Annotated in this window: 13 protein-coding genes; 3 read left to right on the top strand and 10 right to left on the bottom strand. The window is 45.8% G+C overall.

The genetic code is table 11. From position 1 onward, the window contains the following. Positions 1 to 10: 10 nt before the first annotated feature. The 6 genes from MKX40_RS13875 to MKX40_RS13850 all read right to left on the bottom strand — a co-directional run bounded on the left by MKX40_RS13875 (position 11) and on the right by MKX40_RS13850 (position 11517). Positions 11 to 877: a sugar ABC transporter permease gene (locus MKX40_RS13875; RefSeq protein WP_091016580.1), complete on the bottom strand. Its 867-nt coding sequence runs from the start codon at positions 875 to 877 to the stop codon at positions 11 to 13. A gap of 67 nt (positions 878 to 944) precedes the next feature. After that, a complete protein-coding gene (locus tag MKX40_RS13870; RefSeq protein ID WP_339242392.1) occupies positions 945 to 2324 on the bottom strand; it encodes an extracellular solute-binding protein in 1380 nt (459 codons plus the stop codon). 96 nt (positions 2325 to 2420) lie between these two features. Next, positions 2421 to 3722, bottom strand: coding sequence for a glycoside hydrolase family 125 protein (locus tag MKX40_RS13865; RefSeq protein WP_339242390.1), 1302 nt, complete (start codon positions 3720 to 3722; stop codon positions 2421 to 2423). Between the two features lie 221 nt (positions 3723 to 3943). Then, a complete protein-coding gene (locus tag MKX40_RS13860) occupies positions 3944 to 5116 on the bottom strand; it encodes a GntR family transcriptional regulator (protein WP_339243057.1) in 1173 nt (390 codons plus the stop codon). A 185-nt stretch (positions 5117 to 5301) separates the two neighbouring features. Beyond that, on the bottom strand, positions 5302 to 6063 hold the full coding sequence (locus tag MKX40_RS13855; RefSeq protein ID WP_339242388.1) for a YheC/YheD family protein: 762 nt from the start codon (positions 6061 to 6063) through the stop codon (positions 5302 to 5304). A gap of 201 nt (positions 6064 to 6264) precedes the next feature. After that, positions 6265 to 11517, bottom strand: a complete 5253-nt coding sequence (locus MKX40_RS13850) for a S8 family serine peptidase (RefSeq protein ID WP_339242386.1) — start codon at positions 11515 to 11517, stop codon at positions 6265 to 6267. A gap of 1002 nt (positions 11518 to 12519) precedes the next feature. Here MKX40_RS13850 and MKX40_RS13845 point away from each other — a divergent pair. Next, a complete protein-coding gene (locus MKX40_RS13845; RefSeq protein WP_339242384.1) occupies positions 12520 to 12954 on the top strand; it encodes a hypothetical protein in 435 nt (144 codons plus the stop codon). 130 nt (positions 12955 to 13084) lie between these two features. On the opposite strand, the gene MKX40_RS13840 is transcribed toward MKX40_RS13845, so the two are convergent. Next, positions 13085 to 14470, bottom strand: coding sequence for an exosporium glycoprotein BclB-related protein (locus tag MKX40_RS13840; RefSeq protein ID WP_339242383.1), 1386 nt, complete (start codon positions 14468 to 14470; stop codon positions 13085 to 13087). Between the two features lie 360 nt (positions 14471 to 14830). Between MKX40_RS13840 and MKX40_RS13835 the strand changes: the two genes are divergently transcribed. After that, on the top strand, positions 14831 to 15760 hold the full coding sequence (locus MKX40_RS13835) for a ChbG/HpnK family deacetylase (RefSeq protein ID WP_339242381.1): 930 nt from the start codon (positions 14831 to 14833) through the stop codon (positions 15758 to 15760). Between the two features lie 122 nt (positions 15761 to 15882). Here MKX40_RS13835 and MKX40_RS13830 read toward each other — a convergent pair whose 3' ends face one another. Continuing rightward, a complete protein-coding gene (locus MKX40_RS13830; protein ID WP_339242378.1) occupies positions 15883 to 17340 on the bottom strand; it encodes an alpha-L-fucosidase in 1458 nt (485 codons plus the stop codon). A 122-nt stretch (positions 17341 to 17462) separates the two neighbouring features. Here MKX40_RS13830 and MKX40_RS13825 point away from each other — a divergent pair, with 122 nt between their 5' ends. Next, positions 17463 to 18308, top strand: coding sequence for an AraC family transcriptional regulator (locus MKX40_RS13825; RefSeq protein WP_339242377.1), 846 nt, complete (start codon positions 17463 to 17465; stop codon positions 18306 to 18308). A gap of 26 nt (positions 18309 to 18334) precedes the next feature. Here the strand turns inward: MKX40_RS13825 and MKX40_RS13820 are convergent, their stop codons facing one another. After that, positions 18335 to 19423 carry a glycoside hydrolase family 99-like domain-containing protein gene (locus tag MKX40_RS13820; RefSeq protein WP_339242376.1) on the bottom strand — a complete coding sequence of 363 codons (1089 nt, stop codon included), beginning with the start codon at positions 19421 to 19423 and terminating at the stop codon, positions 18335 to 18337. Between the two features lie 57 nt (positions 19424 to 19480). After that, entirely contained in the window at positions 19481 to 20470 is a 990-nt protein-coding gene (locus tag MKX40_RS13815) for a hypothetical protein (RefSeq protein WP_339242373.1), read from the bottom strand. Between the last annotated feature and the right edge of the window lie 254 nt (positions 20471 to 20724).

Raw genomic sequence — 20724 nt, 5'->3', positions numbered from 1 at the left:
TCCTTCATGGTTACACTTTCACTTTCATGGATCGCATGTAGAACAGGCTGGCGATGATACCGATGAACAGCAGAACCAGCGAAATGGCTGTACCATATCCAAACTGATAATTCACAAAGGCCTGGTTGTACATGAAGATTGGCAAGGTTTGTGTCGAAGTACCCGGGCCACCACCGGTCATCGTATAGATCAGCGTGAACACACCCAGTGTCTGTAGGGTAACCAACATCATGTTGGTCACGATCGACCCTTTTACCATTGGAATTGTAATGTGTCTGACGATCTGGAACCCTGTAGCACTGTCAATAATGGCAGCTTCTTCGACTTCCTTCGGAATATCATCCAGAGCCGATTGGTAGACCATCATCGAAAAGGCTGTGCCGTGCCAAATATTTGCGATAATGACACTCACCATTGGGAAACTGAACAACCAGGAGATCGGATTCGCCCCAAACCAGCCAAGAATCTGATTCAATGAACCATTGTCACTGAAAAAGGCAACCATACAGAATGCCACCACAATCTCGGGTGTCACCCAGCCAGCAATGACGATGATGCCAATGACCCGGCGGAACGTCACATTTTTTTCCTTCATTAGAAGAGCCAGAATGAACCCAAGCAATACCTGACCAATCACTGCGGAGAAGATGAGAAAGACCAGCGTACGCCAGACACTAATGCGGAAGTCCGGATCATGGAACATATTAATGAAATTCTGAAATCCGACGAACTCCAGACTCTTGGCTGCCGCCCCGGTCAGAGCCATATTCGTAAAGGCAAAGCAGATCGTCAGAATGATGGGAACAATGAAAAACACGAGTAATAACAGTACGGAAGGCATGAGAAACAGAAATGAGCCTGGTGCTTTCCTTTTCATAAGTCACTCTCCATTCGAACCGGAAAAAGGGGAGATTGTTCCTCCCCCTCCGAATATATCGATATCCTTATTTCTCTTCGATGCTGTCCGCGCCAAGGGAGCGGGATACGTTGTCCTTCAATTGCGTAATTCCGTCTTCCGGCGTCAGCTTGCCAGAGGCAATACTCTCTACGATACTTTGCAATTGTGCGGATACCGTTGCATACTGATCGTTCGCCGGACGGAAGTGAGCCACATTCAAGAGTTCCTGTGCTTCTTTGGTATATGGACGATCCGTATACCCTTCAACTTCTGTGGAATCATTACGTGGACTGAGGCTGCCTTCCGCTATTACGCGTGCAGTCGCATTTTCCTTATTCATCAGAAACTCGATAAATTTCCAAGCTTCTTCCTTGTTCTTCGCTTGTGCAGGAACGGACCAAGCCCATCCTCCAGACATCGTCGTTGCTCCAGGTGCTTCCCCATTTTGTGTCGGGAATGGCGCAAAACCTATTTTCTCTTCGACGTTGGCAATTGGAGCAGCACCGTTCTCGGCCCATGTCGAACCTGCCCAGCTACCATCTACAGCCATCGCCAGTTTGTCTTGCGGGAACTGTTGCTGGAATGCAATACTGCCAGCTTGTCCATTCAAGGCGACCTGCATAGTCGGACCTGTTTTATCCGTGTTGAACACTTGATCTATGAATTTGAATGAATCCAGAAGGCCCGGGCTGTTCACGACCCATTTCTTGCTGGTATCGTCATACAATGTGTCTGCCGTACCATAGAGCAGCATTTCCAGCGTCTGCATGGTAACCCCTTCACCGTTTGCTTTGCCCACGATCATATTAAGCGGTGTCACACCTGGCAGTTTTTGCTTGATGGTACGTGCTGCTTCGAGTACTTCTGCCCAGCTTGCAGGTTTGAATGGAACTTCCAGACCTGCCTGTTGAAACAATTCCTTGTTGTACCAGATCCCGCGTGTATCCGAGGTAGCCGGAACACCGTATACCTTGCCATCTTCACCCGTAACCCCTGCCTTCAGGTTGTCGATGATGTGTTCTTCCCAATCGGACCAGCCCTGAACCTGTGTATCCAGCGGCTCCAGATATCCCGCAGCAGCATCGGATTTGATAATAGATGTATCTTCGGCAATAACATCAGGCGCCGTGTCAGGCGATTTCATCTGCAAAACCATTTTGGACGTATAATCACCTTCACTTGCCAATACAGGAGCAATGTTGATTTTGATATCCGGATTTTCTTTCTCGAATTGATCCACCAATCCGGATTGGAAAAACTTCGTAAGTGTATCTTCAGATCCTGAAGAACGGAACGATACGGTTACTTCCTTCTTGCCATCACTGGTTGTGCCTGTACTTGAACTTCCGCCTGAACAAGCTGTCGTTAGAATGAGCAAGGATGTCATAACTGCTGCTACCGGCATTTTCAAAGATATTTTTCTCATGGTTCGCTCTCCTCTTGTCGGAATTCAACGAACTCCGAACGTTATGATGTACTCGCAGGTTCTCTCTTGCTTTCCTATCTATTTCTGTGCGTAATCCTATTTCTCTACGCGGAATCCGCAATAATCCATCATCAGTTCACTAAAGAGCATGTTGGACCATGAAAACCATGGGCGGGTATACTCATGTGGATCGTTAGCCGAAAAGCCTTCATGGGTAAGTCCGGTGCCCGCATCCGTCTGTTGGATAAGCTGGAGCAATCGCAGTTTTTCGTTGCGATCCGTTGTAGTCAGCCCCTGCATCGATAAAGCGATATGCCAGATGTACCCATCCGGTGTATGTGGACTACCGATTCCAGCTGCTGCTGTTCCCTCATAGAAATAAGGGTTGTGTGAGGATAGAATGAATCGGCGTGTATTCTGATACACCTCGTCGTTCTCATCAACATATCCGAGATAAGGTAAAGACAGCAGGCTTGGTACATTGGCATCATCCATCAGATTGTGATTGCCTTTCCCGTCGGTTTCGTACGCATATATGGTGCCATATTCCGGATGTTCGACAGTACCATAATCCTGAATACCTTTGTTGATCTGTTCCTCCAACTGCTGAGCAGTTGCTGACAGCCCTTTATCCTCGAACACGACTTCGGCAATTTCCTGTAGATATCTCAGCGCCACAACGGCGAACATATTGGATGGTATAAGATAACCATATTCACAGCGATCATCGCTGGGACGGAATCCCGACCATGTCATGCCTGTATAGGCTGTTTCAGTACCTCGTCCATCTCGGCTGAGCGTATCGGTTTCGGGCGCATCCAGACGTCGGAACGTGTAGGGTGATTTCGTCTCATGATGCTGCTCCACTTGCCATAACTGCATGATAATCTGGGTTGCTTTGCGGAACGTATCATTGAATTGAGTTGTTCTTCCCGTGTTCTTCCACAGGAGATAACTGAGCTGAATTGGATAAGCCAGAGAGTCAATCTCATACTTCCGTTCCCAGATCCAATCATTCATCTGCGTTAGATCTTCCTGATGTCCTTTCCCACTCTCTGTCTCATTAAAAGCGTTTGCATAAGGGTCTAGAAGAATATAATTCAGTTGCCGTTCAACCAGTCCAGCGATCATGTCGGCGATATCTTCATCCTCTGAAGCGAGAACCAGATATGGTCTGACCTGTGCAGCAGAATCACGTAACCACATGGCAGGGATATCTCCCGTAATCACAAAAGTTGTTCCATCTTCTTTGCGCTGAATGGTAGTCGCCATCGTATTGGTAAAACAGTTTTTAAACATTTGGTTAAGTTCCGGATAATCCGGCATACGTTTGTTAACTCGATCAATCATGTCGTATATCGAGGGGGAAATGTCTTGATCTTCTCTGGGTGTCAGCATGTTGTCCTCCTTATGTAATCCAGTTTATTAACCGCTTTCATCATCCTAAAACGAATATAATGTTATGTCAATATATTTATTTGTATATTAGCATGTTATTATCATTTTTTAATCTAAATAATATACCAATCAAGGTGATGTTTCCCTTTTTATCCATACCAAAAAGAGACCTCGTTTTCACGAAGTCTCTGATTACACTCAATGAATATAGGCCGCTAAAATTAACCCTTTTGTTTCACTATACTCGTTGATTTCCCCTTCACCAATCGGGCAGGCAAAACAACCCTGTTCACTGCCATTTCGTTGTTCTGCATATTTTGGAGCACCATCTCGAATGCTTGTTTCCCCATATCAAACTGACTCTGTCGCATATGTGTTACCCGGCTTCCTTCGGCAGCGTTTGGACTGTCAAAACAAATGATGGACAAATCCTCCGGAATCTTCAGACCAAGTCGATCGGCTGCCTGTTCCGCTAGCAAAGCAATATGGTATTCCGCAGCAAAGAGTGCAGTAATCTCCGGATATTTCTGCAAATGTTCTACCAGTGTCTCCACATCGCGGACCTCGACCTGAGGATCGAACACACTAGGCAATGTCGAAAGAAAAGATTCCAACCACAATTCTCTGTTCACCAGCACACCTTGATCATGATGTGCCTCAATAATCCCTTCAATTCGTTCTTCAATCGGTGTGGTGTTGGCCGGAGGCTGTGTAAGAAAAGCAATGTGTCGATGACCCAGGTTGAACAGATAATTCATCCCTTCTCTCGCCGCCCCTACGTTATCCGTACTGACCGAAGAAGCTGGAATGCCTTTCAGATACCGGTCAATCAGAACAAACGGGAATTTGTTCACGACCAGTTTAAGAATCTCATCGCTGAAATATTCACCCTGTGCAGGGAAAATGATCAATCCGTCCACACCCAGTTCCAGCAGTTCCTGAATGCTGCGTTCCTCCTGCTCGGGAATCCCGAAGGATCGTCTAAGTACGAGAAAACAATCATGCTCTCGTGAAGCTTCTTCCATGCCATATAACAGTTCTGTACCATACATATCACTGAAGTTGGTAATGACCAGACCAATGAGCAGCTTCTTCTCTGGATCTTTAACCGCACCATGCGGAGCAGGTCTGTTAGGTCTTTCCTGCATACCCTCTGCCGTATCGGCTACAAAAGAACCCCGTCCCGGCTGACGTACAATCAATTGTTCACTCGCCAACATCTCAAGCGCTTTTTTCGTCGTAATCCGGCTAACTCCAAATTCATCACATAATTCCTTCTCCGAAGGAACACGCTCACCCACTTGATATTGATGAAGCTGTATCCGTTCGCGCAAGGATTCAAAGATCTGTTCATACATCGGCTTGGATGCCGAGTCTTTCCCCAATACAAGCACCTCCATAAATACCCATACTTCTCATGTTCTACATCCTAATATATCATGTTATATCATTAATGTGAAGAAAGGAGAATACTTCCCTGCTGTCATATGCAAGCAAAAGAAAAAGCATCCCGATGGATGCTTCATTTTCATATTTATTTTCACATGATTTTCTGGATTCGCTTTGACATCGTCATTCATTATAGTGCGTTCTGACGATAATATCGAATCACCTTGCGATACATTGTCTTGTCCTTTAACTGATTGAATATATAGGGATCTGGCTTCGCGTTTACCTCAATAATCCATGGAGTCAGACTTCGATCAAGCCCGATATCCACCCCAATGCTTCTCAAACGCGTGTATTTCTTCCGCATGTGCCGAGCGATATGGATGCCCAGGTGATTCATCTCCTGGATCAATTCGTTAATCCGCTTGTCAGAGGCATGGGATCTCAACAACGTGTGAATGCTCATTGGCTTCGCACCGCTATGGTAGTTGGTCACAATTTTCTTTGGATGACCCAGTCGGCCTATGACCCCTGTCGCTTCCCACGCCTGCCCGGGATTTAATTGAACCATTACCCGAATGTCAAAGCGCCTGTTATTATGTTGCAGCAGATGGATACCTCGTTGAATGAGATAGCTTTTTTGCTTAATTCGATGGGTCAGGCTTCGATAGAATGACTCAAAGCTGTTGAACGTCAGACGCTTTTGACCAATCTGGTAGGCGAAGTAGTGCTGATTGTGCATTTCAGCTTTAATGACTCCCATTCCAAAGGTGCCTATCTCGGGTTTGACATATACCATCCTATATTTCTCCAGCATGGTCTTCAAGTTGGATTGGCTATATCGTTGTGTATCAGGGATAAATGGTTTGATCGCCGAGTTATTCAGCAACATTTTGGTTTTGAGCCATTTACTTCGTAACGGTTGGGATCGTTGTACTGCATCAACTCCCACAGTTCACTCCTCCTGTCATCGTATTTGTTAATCCTAATGCTGCAAACCATGCAGTATATGCATTTTGCTCGAACTAATCTTAGGCGTCAGCTATGAAAAGAGGGTATAACAAAAAGCCGACAAGCCAGGATACCTCGGCTTATCGGCTTCTTGCTTCAATGTGCTAAATACAGTTATCTTCCATGACATACTTTGAAATAATTAAGGTTGAAGACCCTCAGCAGACGATGGAGCAGGTTCATTGGATTCGTCCACTTCAGGACTCGAATCTGGTTCTGGATTGGATTGTTCCTGTGCTGCGCTGACGAACAATCGTCCAGCTGCTTCGGCTTCTACTTTGTTGCCAGCTGCATCCTGAGCACGAATTACAATGACTCCACCCTCAAGAGTAAGGGATGAAGGTGTTGTGTACGTACCCGTGTAACGACCTGGCTCAGTCTCCACCAATGGAATCTCTCCTGCCCCTGGGGCATTTAGATTCAGCGGTAACTGAATCCTGAAAGATGCTTGCAGTCCAGGTTTACTGTCAAACGATACGGTGACACTCTCCCCTGATGTGATTCGAACATCTTCAGCTGGCGTAATATTCGTAAGTTCTGGCAACGCCGTTTCCACGTATACGGTGCGGGTTACCGTTGTTTTGTTGCCAGCAAGATCGGTTGCTGTAATGGTTATCGTGTTCTCGCCTTCGTTAACCAATACGCGATGACTGAAGCTTCTGTCTTTGCCCACTTGTACGGTTTGTCCGTTAACAGTCAACTTATCGAGGAATTGTTCCACGACATTACCTGTTACATGAACAACTTCCGTGTTGATCCGGCTTCCTTCCGTCGGGCTCGTGATGGTCAACTGTGGTTTGGTTTGATCCAAAATGATGACAACGGGCAGTGAACGGTCGGTTGTTTTTCCGTCCACCACAGCCTCGGCCGTAATCGCATTAATCCCAGAACGGAGTTTCACACCGTATGAGAACTTCCCATTTGCGACAGTTGTTGTACCAGCCAGATCTTTGCCGTTGTAGATCTTAATCTGAGCGCCGGATGCCGGAGAGGTTCCCGACACGGTGAAAGTTGATTGATTCGTATATGTGTTCGCAGGTGCTGTGAGCACAGGTGCATTTACCGGATATCTCACAACTGCACGAATCATGTAGTTACCTTCTTCTGCAGGTGAAGTGCTCCACGCCCCACCTACTCGCTGCCAGCTTCGACCTGCATTTGGACCATCCTCATCGGTAGCGAGTCCCGGAGCGCTAGTTCCAGCTAAGCTCTGTACATACACGATATAGAAATCACCCGTTACAATGACCGGTTCCGGGAATTCAACGGTTGTCCATTGATCGTTACGAAGTGCAGTACCGTCAAATGGTCCAGCTAGTTGTCGTCCCGGAGCTCCGCCAGCACCCGATGCATCATAGACGGCATATTGGAACGCTGTACCTCCAGGTACAGGCCATTCGGTGTTCCAGAAGCGGAACGATGCACCCGTCAGTTGTGCGGTCTCCAGCTCTGGTGTCATTCGAACTGCCCAAGCGTTATCCGCAGCGTTAAAAGCTCGTGCGTTCTCTGCTGTTCCATCATCATAAGCAATTTCCCCTGGAAAACCGATGAACGGCTTCAAGGCAACATTCGCCTCTGCCGTACCATTACCAGGTACAGTCACAGTAACCGTCTTACTGTAATAATCCGCAGCCCGGATGGATAGAGTGTAGCTTCCTTCCAATACCTGAATAACGAAGCTGCCATCTGAACCTGTGTGAACTTCACCTACATTCGCATCTTCCACCACGAGAACGGAAGCATCAGCCAGTGGTTGTCCTGTCCGCTCATCCGTTACTACACCTTCAATCTGTCCATGCGGGATTGCCTCCAGATTAAAGTTGGCTTTGGCTCCACTGCCATCGGTGATTGTCACCTGCTGGGTACGAGGATAATATCCATACGCCTCAGCTTTTAATGTGTAATCACCTGCTACGTGTGTGAAGCTGTACTTGCCTGTAGCCGAATCCGTTTTCACCGAACGTCCGGTTTCCAGTACGGTAACCGTTGCACTTGCAGGCAGGCTTTGTGGATTAACCGAACCTGCGCCTGGTTTTTCGACTTCCGGTTGTTGCTGTTTCGTTTTGTTGAATTCCGCTTTGTCTGTCCGCGTAATTTTGTACCATGGGTTATCATAGGACGGTTTTGGTTTGTCACTGTTAAGCACGATGGCATTGTCCTCTGTAACCGTCTCCACCGCAACACCCAGTACACGGAAATCATCAATGAACCAACCTGTTTTCACAACACTGTTGTCTGAAGTCAGACGGAACCGGAATTGTACTTCATTGCCTGTAAGTGTATCCAGATCATAAAATACCGGTGTCCATTGTTTACCGTTTGTACTATGTGAGAATTTGCCCAGTTCTGACCATGTTGTCCCACCATCTTTGGTGACTTCCACATATCCATAATCGTATCCACTCTCAATCTCGTACCAATGATTAAACGTGAGTGTTCCTTCGGATACATCCGTCAAATCGATGACCGGAGATACGAGCGAATAGTTGGATCCATTCTCGTACGTATTGTCGAGATCAGTCGCCCACACATTCGGCGGAGAAACGGCGCTGGCAGGTCCCGTTACCGGAATGCCGCGTTCCCACTCATCTTTGGTTCCCGAATGAGTCCAGCCATTATCATCACTGCCGTCGAAGTGATCGATGTAGATATCCTCAGGCACCTCCACTGTAATGGAGACCTCATTAGACTTGTCACTTTCATTTCCACTATAATCCAGTGCAGCAACGGCATAGTAATAGGTCGAATCAGTAACTGTAGTTGTATCCGTAAACGTTGTTCCTGTCGTGCTTCCAATACCTTCATAACCTGTACCTGCGGTTGTGGAACGATATACGACATAGGATTCGAGATCCTCATCGCTCGCTCCAGTCCAGCTCAAGGCTACGTTGCCCAGAATATCGGCAGTTGCAGTCAATCCCGCAGGAGCTTCCGGTGCAAGCTCATCCAATTCTTCAACTGCGAAATCATCAATATACCAACCAGCCTTCTGCACCGAGTTATCACTGGTCAGATTGAATTTGATAAATACCTGCTGACCCGCGTATGCGCGAAGGTCCACATATTGTTTTTTCCAGTTACCACCCGTACCCGTGAAGCTTAACAACTCTTCGAACACATAATCGCTATCCTCGGAAGCGATATATACCTTGCCAAAGTCGATGTTATTCTCCAGATCATACCAGTGTTTGAAAGACAATAACGCGCCTTCCGGGCTCTCAGTAAGATCAATTGGCGGCGCAAGCAGATATGCATTGCTATTCGCCAGATAAGTACCTTGCAGGTTGGTTGCAATCACCTTTTCACCGGAGTATGCACTACCAGGACCACTGCTTGGTGCTCCCCATACCCATGTACTTCCCGTACCGCCAGTGGTGAAGCCCAGCTGATCTTCTTCAAAATCCTGAAGATATCCGGGTTGAACACCATTGGAGACAGCCACCTTGTATACCTGACTATCGAATCCGTTATTGCCATAGTCATTCACGCGGATATAATACTCCACACCTTGTGGCTCAATGAGAAAGGCAGGAATGGTTGCTGTGTAAGTTCCATCTTTGCTATCTCCGGCAATTCGATTCATCGGCAGATAGACGTACTGGTTGGTACCTGTCGTTTTGGCAAAAGCCTCGACGGAGACTACCGCGACGTTATCTGTCACATGCGCCGTTAATGGAATATCAATGCCTGTAAAGGCTGAATTGACAGGTGTGTGTTCCAGTACCGGCTCTTCCAGATCATCTCCGGCTGTAACCACTCTGCCGGATACTGTGCCGATTCCTTCGAGTACAGAACCCACCGCATCAAGCGCATTAATAATGCCGTGACCGTAGCCGTTATTAGGAGATGTCGGATACTGACTATCTGTTCTCGGTGTGGCTGTATCTGTAATGATCTGCTCCAGCTGATCCACCGTAAGGGAATGGTTGGCCTGAAGCAGGAGTGCAGCAAGTGCAGTGGTATGCGGGCCTGCCATTGACGTTCCGTTCCAGCCTCCCTCATAGACACCACCCGGAACTGCTGAACGGATATTGACACCAGGGGCAGATACTTCCGGTTTGATCTCGCCATACGGAGATGGACCCAGCAGGGAGAACGAAGCCAGATTTCCGTTGATATCCGTTGCTCCTGTAGCAAAACTTTCAGGATAGTTGGCCGGGTTAGCAACAGAACCAGGTCCGCCCGGGTTACCCAGTCTCACATTTCCTGCAGAGAATTCCGGGAAAATCTGAGCATCACGCCAGGCTTGCACCATCGGCCGGAACCATTCATCCAGTCCTGCGCCTCCGCCCCATGAGTTGTTGACGACATCCGGTGCAAGTTCAGGGTGCAGATTACCTTCCGCATCCACCGGTGCGATCAACCATTGTCCGCCATCCAGAATAATGGCATCTGTTGTTTCCGGATTAAATATCCGTACACCTATCCACTTCGCACCGGGAGCAACCCCGATCTGATTGGTACCATCTGGTTCCGAGCCAACCATCGTCCCCATTGTATGAGTACCATGTCCGTCTCCGTCCGCAGGAAGCGAAGCATTGCTGTGCGGATCATACCAGCTCAGTTCGGGATCAACAATATTGCCCGAAGCATCCAGTCCCCGCCATTTGCTGCGAAGCGCAGGGTGGGTATAGTCCACACCGCTGTCGAGATTGGCAACGACAATCCCCGTTCCATCGATGCCCCGATCCCATACGGCTGGCGCATTGATGTAATCCAGGTTCCATTCCACGTTCTCTGTTGCAAGCTTGTCCTTTGCAGCAGGCTCTTTATCTTTGACTCCGACTGAAGCGTCTTTAGCTGCTGGCGTTTGCACAGCATCTTTGGCTGGTGCCGCACTCGCCGGTTCTTTACTCACTTCGGCTTTCTGTAAGTATCGTGTCTCATTCGGTAGAATCTTCTCTACCTCAGGCAGCAGCGCAATCTGTTCCATGACTTCTTTGGTACTCGTCACTGCCAGTGAATTGACAATAAAATAGCTTTTATATTCTTTGACCTTGCCCAGGTCAACTTCCTTTTCCAGATAAGTTTCCAATGGATATTGTGAACGTGAGGCCGTTTCTCGCAGAGAACTGACGACTGAATTCCGAACGGACAGCTTTGTGGCTGAAGGCGTTTGTTTGGCGATAGTCGCCTTTTCGAGGGCCTGCTTGGAGACTGCTGCTGTATCCACCTGTTCCTTCATTTTCACCAGATAGGTAACATATTCACTACCTTCAAATTCTTTGGTCAACTTGGCGTTTACTTTGGCCTCCGAAACTTTGGCAAGTCCAGATTTCATATCCAATTTGGATGATGTGGAGTTTTCAGCTGAAACCGGATGAATGATCGAAAATGCAAGGAGAAGCGAGAGCACTATAGAGATGGGCTTGCGTAACCGATTAATCTTTATCAAACTTTTCCACTCCCTTTACCCGGTTTTGTAATTTAGTCTGGTACATATGCCCTTCTCTGCAGAATAAAACGGTAGACTAACCTTGATTACGGACGGAATAAACGCCCTGGATTTCACATAAAGCCTCACCTCCTTTACAGGTTTGGTTAGGGAATTAGGGACAATATGAGTCAGAAGAGACACACCGATTCATCTATGTTTTTTCACTTGGTAGTTTAGGAGATTTGATACCTCAAGGGTTAAGACGCGAGTGTAATAGGTTGGATGTTTGAGTTATGCGACGAGAGTGAATGTCTATAAGCATTCATATGGAAGGGTAATCAGGAGCGTTAGCAGAACGCTTTCTAAGGAGTGGTGAATATGACTTTCGATCGTGATTCGAGTGAGTGTGCAAATATTTAAATTACATATAATAGTCAATTAGGAATTTAATTGGATTTTATTGGTATAGTATAGAATCATTATTCGATATATACAAGCGCTTTTATTGAAAAATATAGAAAATAAGCCTATTAAATGCTTTTATGTGTCTCATGTCGCTTACGCGTTCATACTCTTTTTTCGCAATTATGCATTCCATTTTGCTAAATGATCAAATTTAGTAGTTCTATGAAACTATGTTTTGATGGTCAAGGTTACTATTCAAACCCAGGGGTCAAGTAGACATCTATCCTGCTGTTACCTTTTTCGTTCATCGTGCGTTTGAATCGCGGGGCTCTTCTCCGTAATCATTCAATCTAATAAATGTTAATTTGTGAACTATATATGAATAAAGTATATATTTAACAAAAACAGCATGGAAAATCCTGCAAACTTTATTGTATATATTTGGAATAAAATGTACGATTATCTTGTAACATACATTTGGCGCCAGATCAACCTTACTCTCATCCTAGGAAATGACTGTGAGGAAAGCTACTGCTCTATTGATCTTTTGTCTTTGTGACAAGTACGAACTCTACTCTATTTTAAATTTTATATACCATAAGGAGATGTTTGATTGTGAAAAAATATCAAAAAACAGCAATTGCAGCTCTTTCTTCCATGGCGGTGCTTTTAGCATCTGTTCCAGCGGTATTCGCTGATGAAGCTCATACGGTAACTCCCCCTTCCTCCCAGGAAGTTCAGACACAACAACAGTCCCAAGCACAAGATATTAATATTTTTGCTCAAAATCCCATAAGAGAATATTTCAATGGAGGATATAGTACCGATATTTACTTGAGTGGAAGTGTCACCTTTAGATTTAATCCTCTTACAACAGGGGAATATGTATTTAAAGTTGAAGATATGAGTGGAAACCTGAAGGGAGATGGAAGAGTAATCGTGTCTGATTATGGAACGAAAAGCATCACTCTTGAGAACTTGAAAGGGTATCATAAAATTGTGGCTTACTCACCCAATGGTTATGGTGGAAGCTATGACATTTACTATTAATGCTTGGTAGTAATAGATATCACAGCTATGTATAAAAAGTTCAAACCCCATGGCTCTCATGAGTCATGGGGTTACTTTATGATTTTGAAAGAAACGATTGAATCGGCCCCAGATCAAAATGTATATCGCATCATGTAATGTTTACGCCACCACTTGCATAGCCAACAACGGTATTCACAAGACTGAGTCCAGTTGCCGTCGCGGAGAATACGAGCAGAAGACGTGTCTCTGCTGTCACCGGTATCGCTAATCCGGTTGTTATGCCATTGGAGATGCTTCCCAAAGCAATAATACCTGTGAGTGGCGGCGCCAGTGTAACGATGGCCCCTGGTACCGCAGTGAATGCATTATCCGGAGTAGGTGAACTGAATAATTGCGCGGTGATGGTCACCGTTGAACCGACCAAGGCCAAGGCTGCTGTGGTACTAAAATAGGCCGCGATGGAAGTGATCACGCCATCACGTGGGACAGAGAATGCAAAGTTAATGAGTGGGCCGACAACCGTCCCCGTCAAATCAATCGTGCCACCCAGAATGCTGACTCCGGTTGCCGAGCTTCCGAAACCGATGAGACTTGTCGTTCCTACCAGTCCACCAGCAATGGTTGTCAATATGGCAGGTCCGCCAGAAGCAAACGGTATAATAGCTCCCGAACCCGTAGCGCCTGTTACGCCAGTGCTGCCAGTTACTCCCATAATCCCGGTTGCGCCGGTCAGTCCCGTATCACCTGTGGCACCTGTAGCCCCGGTTACTCCCGCAATTCCGGCTGCACCCGTATCACCTGTGACTCCCGTGGCACCCGCTACACCAGGATCACCTGTTGCTCCTGTAACACCTGCTGCACCAACAGCTCCAGTACTCCCCGTTGCACCTGTCGCTCCTGTTGCACCACCCGCAGGGCCTGCCGCACCCGTTGCGCCGGTAGCTCCCGTGACACCTGCTGTTCCCGGTGTACCCGCAGGTCCTGCACTACCTTGAGGTCCGGCAACGCCTGCCGGGCCTTGTGGTCCAGGTACGCCCTGAGGACCCGCAGGCCCTGCAGGTCCAGCCGGACCTTGATTCCCAATGTTTCTTAGCCCTGTAGTAATAGCCAATTCAGTTGCCCGAATCAAAATGACAAGTTGATCTTTTTCAGCCGAATCGATATTTCCCTGTAAAATAACAGAGAGCAGCACATCCAGCAATTGTTGCAAATTGGTCGCCACACTAATTGGAGAGAATGGAACACCCTCTGCAGATACAATTGTGAGCTCCAAGACTGCTTCGAGGTCTGCGCGGGTTCCCTTTTTCAAATCCGAGTGATGAATCAGGGCCAGTAATTTACGCAACACCTCGATCAGAAGCGAAACATTGTGTGAAGTCGGATTGGCAAAAACCTGTACAATGGCTCCTTTCAACTCGCCAATCAGCTTGAAAAGCAATTCCGCTTCGATTTCAAAGCACTTGTGATGTTCCTCTCCTCCTCTATTTTTCTTAAATATGTTTCCACCAAATTTTATACGTTTTTTTGGCTTCATCTGACGGAATCGCCTCCTTAGTGAGTCCGAGTAAACACACCCATAACGCCATTGTGCTTCCGCGATATTGTGCAGCTGAGATTACTTCATACCAAGTCTGTTTGAGCCATACTGACAGCACTTACGTGAATTATATTCGCAATATGAACTGAATATCTCTCCCCAGGGATGGACATACATCCTTACTTTGCAGTGTTTAGACTGAATTTGACACATTCGACGAAACGGTCATGTATTGATTTGATACGAGCAAGATTTTTAGCAAACCTGTGCGAATGTACGATCCCCTTGTTTGTTCCTTTAATATATTAGCTAGATACTATTCGATTTTTTCAATCCGAGGGAGGGGGATCACTGGACATGAGCAGGCAAGTAATTATTAATGCAGACGACTTTGGATTGTCACCTGCCATTAACGATGGCATTATTAAAGCTTATCAATCAGGAGGAATTACGAGTACTTCGATGATGGTCAATATGCCGGGCTTTGATCATGCAGTGCATGCTGCACAGTCGCTACCTGATTTCGGGATCGGTTTGCATTTCAACCTCACCTACGGATGCCCTGTTTGCGATCCGGGAAGCGTATCTTCTTTAGTGAAAAAAGATGGTTATTTTCATAACGGAAATAGTGTATATGTACGAGATCCCGCTGATATCATTAAAGAACTTGATGCACAATGGAATCGGTTTATAGAAGCCTTTCGTTACCCTACACATTTGGATGCCCATCATTTGCTGCATCAGAACGATCCCATGATATATCAAATTATGGCGGAAAAAGCCATTCGGGAAAATGTACCACTCCGCAAATCTCAGATCGTTCATTCCATTCCCCAAGCGCCTGTTCCCCGAATGACCGAGATGATATTGTTGGATACTTATGGAGACAATGAAGGTTTGCAGCGACTGCTTCATCATTTGTTTACGCTGCAAGAAGGAACCACTGAGATTGTATGTCACCCCGGCTATGTGGATGATATTCTGCTTGGGATTTCGGAATGGACGGACATTCGTGAGCGGGAACTTGCCGTGTTCATGAACGAGGTAATTCCCCGTACGATGCGGGCATTGAATATCTTGCCTGTTAACTACACAGCGTTGAAAAAATCACCGGAGGAACCATGTGAACTCCCCATACGTCCATCAACACCACAACCCATAAATAAGAAAACTTCCCGTCACAACCCGAATCGTGCAGTTAAACGCAAACGAAAGACACCTCGATTATTCAAAAAACGAGGTATCAAGTCTCGCCTGTCTACCGCTCGAACCCGGAAAAGAGTGTAAGTCATTGCAGAATATTGATTATTACTGCAAAAGTTAAACAACCCAAAGAGCGCTATCCAATGAGAACAATACTCCTGGATGCGCCCTTTTTATAATAACCGTATTGAGAATGATCTTTGAGATTAATCCAATTCAATTTTGAAAACAATCGGTGCATTACTCTTCACAGTTGTCGTTGTGATTGTCAGTGCGTCCGTAGTTCTCTCCCATTGCGGTTTTTCTTCGTGTCCAAGTACTTGAATGTCTTGAATAACGCCTTGGAAATGATGAGAACCTTCCTTCAGCGATTTAATGTGAATCACTCCGTTATCCGGGTAGGCAAGAACCGTGGCATACAGACTGCTTTCTTTTATCGTAAACCGTATATCTTCACTCGTAAACGCCTTGGTATCCCCATCCGTAAATTGCCCTTCCTTCACCTCGGTTGGACCCTCGCCAAACGTACGCCAGAATGTCGTGTCATAGATCGCTTCTCCATTCACTTCAAGCCACTTGCCGATGCTCAGCAAAATGTCGTGATCTTCATCGGGTATACTGCCGTCTGCTTTGGGGCCAATGTTCAGCAGAAGATTTCCGTTCTTGCTTACAATATCGACGAGATCCCGAATGATCTCCTCGGCCGTTTTATAGTTATTATTTTCCGTATAACACCATGAGTTTTTAGCGACAGCCGTATCCGTTTGCCAGAAATAAGGCTTTAGATCAGCGAACTGTCCGCGCTCCACATCCGGAACGGCACTGCCAAACATATAGGCCTCATGTTTATAATTGATCGCAACAGGCTCGCCCCATTCTTCGCCTTTGTTATAATAATAGGCCGCAAATTTCTTCAAATAGGGTTTGAATGCAACCGTTTGAATCCACCAATCGAAATAGAATACCTTTGGCTGATATTGATCTACCAGTTCACAGCAACGAATCAACCAGTCTTCCAGATACTCCTCGGTCGGAGGCGAACCATACAGATCATGATGATCCGGTTCTGGCATGGCAGGCCAATAGAAATCACCACGTTTCAGGGGCTCTTGAATATCTGACTCGAATTCCTTCCCGTGAGACATGAAGAACCAATGCTCCGCACGGTGGGACGATACACATAAGGTTAATCCCTGCTTCTCATATGCAACCTTCATCTCGCCCAGAATATCTCGTTTGGGGCCCATTTCATATGTGTTATAGTGAGAGATAGAGCTCTTGTACATCTGAAAACCATCATGGTGCTCAGCTACAGGCATAACATATTTGGCTCCGGCCTGTTTGAATAAAGTTGCCCATTCATCGGCATCAAACTTCTCTGCACGAAACATCGGGATGAAGTCTTTATAGCCAAAGTCCTTATGAGGTCCATACACCGCAAGGTGATGTTCATAAGCCTTGGAGCCTTGAATATACATATTTCGCGAATACCATTCGCTATCATAAGCCGGGACGGAATACAGCCCCCAGTGGATGAATATACCGAATTTCGCTTTTGGGTACCATTCTGGAACTTGGAAAGCGCTGAGCGAACTCCAGTTGTCCTTAAATTTACCGTTCTCAATTGTTGCTTCGATCTGTTGCAAATATTCCTTTTTGTCCATGAACTGTTCTCATTCCTTCCGTTATCGTCTGCACTTGTATTGTAGTGTTAAGGCCACAGGTTAAACATGCAGAACACTAACTTTTAGATGGACAATACTAACCTTGTATGGAGATGAATAACATGAACCACCAAACGTTGCTTACAAACTATCTGTCCAATCTGCAAGTTGAATTATTCATGGTCAACTATAATCGTTGCGACATCGATTGGAGAGATCTGGATTATACACCCGATTACAGCAAGTTTTATTTCATATGTGAAGGTGAAGGCTGGCTCAAGATTGGGAACGAAGAGTTTTACCCTACGCCTAATCAGCTTATTTTAATGCCGGAAGGAATCAAACAATCCTATTCTGCCATTAATGACCGTCCTTTTCTCAAGTATTGGTGTCACTTTAGTGCAAAGGTTGGAGGAATCAATTTGTTCCAAATTCTGAAATTTCCGAATAGCTGCACGTTGGATCAACCTGAGTTGATTCAGGGGATTTTCAGCAGTATCCTTGCATATGCAAAATCCGACTCAGTCTATGCCCATATGATGGCCAAGAGCAAACTGACCGAGTTACTGTCCCACTATATAATGAATCTCGATCTGGATCAGATCTCTTTTATTAACGTACCGGTTATGGAGAAGCTATCCACCATTCTGGCTTACATTGATTCCAACATTGAAGAGAATATTTCAGTTCAGGATCTGGCCCAGATTGCCTACATGCATCCGAATTATCTCATTCGATTCTTCAAGCAGCAGATTGGCCTTCCTCCGATCCTCTACATTACTGGCAAAAAAATTGATAAAGCCAAGGAATTACTGACCTGCACCCCGAACACAATCACCGCCATCGCAGAGCATCTCGGTTTCAGTGATTTGTACTATTTCTCCAGACAATTCAAAAAGCATACAGGGCTCACACCTACGGAGTACCGTAGACAAACAACAGTACTGACTACGAAACAGGGTTTATGAACAAGCGCAATTAAGAGAGAGTTCCCTCATTCGGAACTCCCTCCCACAGACTTGTTTCTGTTCAACAACTCTTGCTGGATTACTTTTTTGAGTTCTCTCAAATAAGCGTAACCATATTTTTGATCCGGCTCAAGATATGCCCCTTCCGCCCATTCATTCCAGGCGTTAACAAAGAGATATTCACTATTGTACACTGTCCTCGCTCTCTCCATCTGCCTCGCCAGATATATCCCAAACTTCTCTGGGGTTGACCCTAGCGTACTCTGGCCGTCAACGCCTCTTCGCGGTGTATTATCCCAATTGACAAAAGCACCTGGATAGATCATTTCTCCGTTACGATGAGGTGTTCGTTCCAGAATGGAGGACCATACTTTGTCGTAATTCACAGCAATATGCTGCCGACCCTCAATGTTCATTTCGATCCAGATTCCATTCATATGTCCATGTGCAAACGTGTAATGTGGTTCAAATTCCATACTTGCATCAAAGATCTGATGATTAAATGTAGGGAACCCGCCAATGGTCTGCACAAAATGGATCCCTTTCAGGCCATGCTCCAGAGCCAATTCACGCCAAAACTGTATCATTTCCTCACATCGAGGAATGCTTGCTGGCCGATAGATCAGAAATAGCGGTTTATCTTCGACTCGAATATATCGTTTATCCTTAAATACGTTTACCAGATATTTAAAATGCTCTTCCCAATCATCTTGATCCCCATAGTTCTGGGCCATGAGAATGTCCGATTCCTGGCCATCCCATTTTCTTGTCCATGTTTCATTGGCCCAAGACAAACAAAATGGAAAATCAGGCTCTCCACTGCTCAGTATTTCATTCACCGGTTTTTCCAGCAATCGTTTGCCTTTGAACCAGTAATGATAATAACAAAATCCATAAATGCCATGCTGGTTAGCTGTTTCTGCTTGCCACTTTCGCACATCCGGATCGGAAAGATCATAATATTTCCCCTGAAATGGCTGGTTCGGCTGATGATGACCCGAATATAGGGGAGTGGCTTTTTTTACATTGGTCCATTCAGTAAAACCTTCCCCCCACCAACGGTCATTCTCCTCAATCTGGTGAAACTGGGGTAGATGCAGAGCAATTACCTTCAATCAGAACGCCTCCAATGGAGCAACATGATACAGCATACACCCTGAGATTCTTGATGGTTATATAAAAATGATATCCAACAGTCGCAGTGTTTTTTGCAGATGGGATTGATTGTATTTCATGTATGCCAGAGCATGGCTAGCGGCCAGTCTTCTTGCATCAATATTCTGCCAGTAATATTCAAACTTCTGAATGAGTTCTTCACCGGAAGTGTATTGCTGAAAGATACCAAGGTCTACCATGTTACTCTGATTCAGCGATGGCCCTATGAGCTGAAACGTCCCGCATGTGGCAATTTCCATCAAATGTTTGATTGATTCTCCACTATGAATGACCAGTTTGCTTCCGTTATACAACATCTGACGAGCTTCATGTCTTTGAACGGGATAGAAATCCCCAAGCGGAGTCCACCCCTTCCCGTCCACCCGAACGTTTTTGTTATCCAGAAGACCCGATTTGGCAAAAGTTGTGATGATGCCACCCGGTTCTGCATCCCCGATGATATAAACATCCGATTCATACTCCGGGGGAACAGCTTGCGGACAGAAAATATGGGGATCAGGGGGCATTAATAGTTCATTAAGAGCAGAGCCTGCCAGATGCAACTGGTCGCTTATTGACCATGAATGCTGCACAAACACGTGATCAAACCATGGCAATATGGCTTCGCTCTGACTTCCATTTTGATTCGGAGACAACCAAATTGCTTTTTTGACGGTGGATTCTTTTAGAGCTGTGATATTCTCATTCGGCAATTGTTCATCACTTCCAACAATCAGAATCAGGTCAACCTCCATAGCAGACAGACTGGCTGAAACGGATTCTATATATTTAATCTCATTTACATGCCTCACGAGATGTTTAAGGCTATGTTCAATCAGTACACAATGTGATGACATTTCCCGGTCATTACACGGTGTAATCAGAAGCACATTTAACTCCTTATAGATCACTTTGGACTTTACTCGATTAGTTGCATGTTCCTCCTGCATCATTTTCAACCATTGTTGCTTGAGATCCAACTGCTGTACTGCCATATGTTTGCGCATGGATTTGAGTTTTCTGTTCAGTACTGCATGCATCTGTCTCAGAAATAACTGGTTTGCATCGTGAACTGAACGATTCTTTTTTATAGACTTAACCTGCATTTTGGACTTCTTTCGGATAGCAAACCCTCCCGTTCCGTACGAAAACATTCTCTGGCTACAATATGCACGAAATAGTGGCATGGTTTCTTCTATTAATGGCTTCACTGGCTCATCATGTAAAACGGGCTTTATCTCGTACATATAATGTGTAGTCA

This window comes from Paenibacillus sp. FSL R5-0517, from assembly GCF_037974355.1.
Lineage (GTDB): Bacteria > Bacillota > Bacilli > Paenibacillales > Paenibacillaceae > Paenibacillus.
Note: the sequence above shows the minus strand (reverse complement) of the source record. Positions and strands in the feature narration are given on the sequence as shown.

Bases quoted from the DNA above. Each gene is read 5' to 3' on its own strand.
- MKX40_RS13875 (WP_091016580.1), bottom strand. From the start codon at position 877: ATGAAAAGGAAAGCACCAGGCTCATTTCTGTTTCTCATGCCTTCCGTA.
- MKX40_RS13870 (WP_339242392.1), bottom strand. From the start codon at position 2,324: ATGAGAAAAATATCTTTGAAAATGCCGGTAGCAGCAGTTATGACATCC.
- MKX40_RS13865 (WP_339242390.1), bottom strand. From the start codon at position 3,722: ATGCTGACACCCAGAGAAGATCAAGACATTTCCCCCTCGATATACGAC.
- MKX40_RS13840 (WP_339242383.1), bottom strand. From the start codon at position 14,470: ATGAAGCCAAAAAAACGTATAAAATTTGGTGGAAACATATTTAAGAAA.
- MKX40_RS13835 (WP_339242381.1), top strand. From the start codon at position 14,831: ATGAGCAGGCAAGTAATTATTAATGCAGACGACTTTGGATTGTCACCT.
- MKX40_RS13830 (WP_339242378.1), bottom strand. From the start codon at position 17,340: ATGGACAAAAAGGAATATTTGCAACAGATCGAAGCAACAATTGAGAAC.
- MKX40_RS13825 (WP_339242377.1), top strand. From the start codon at position 17,463: ATGAACCACCAAACGTTGCTTACAAACTATCTGTCCAATCTGCAAGTT.
- MKX40_RS13815 (WP_339242373.1), bottom strand. From the start codon at position 20,470: ATGCGCAAACATATGGCAGTACAGCAGTTGGATCTCAAGCAACAATGG.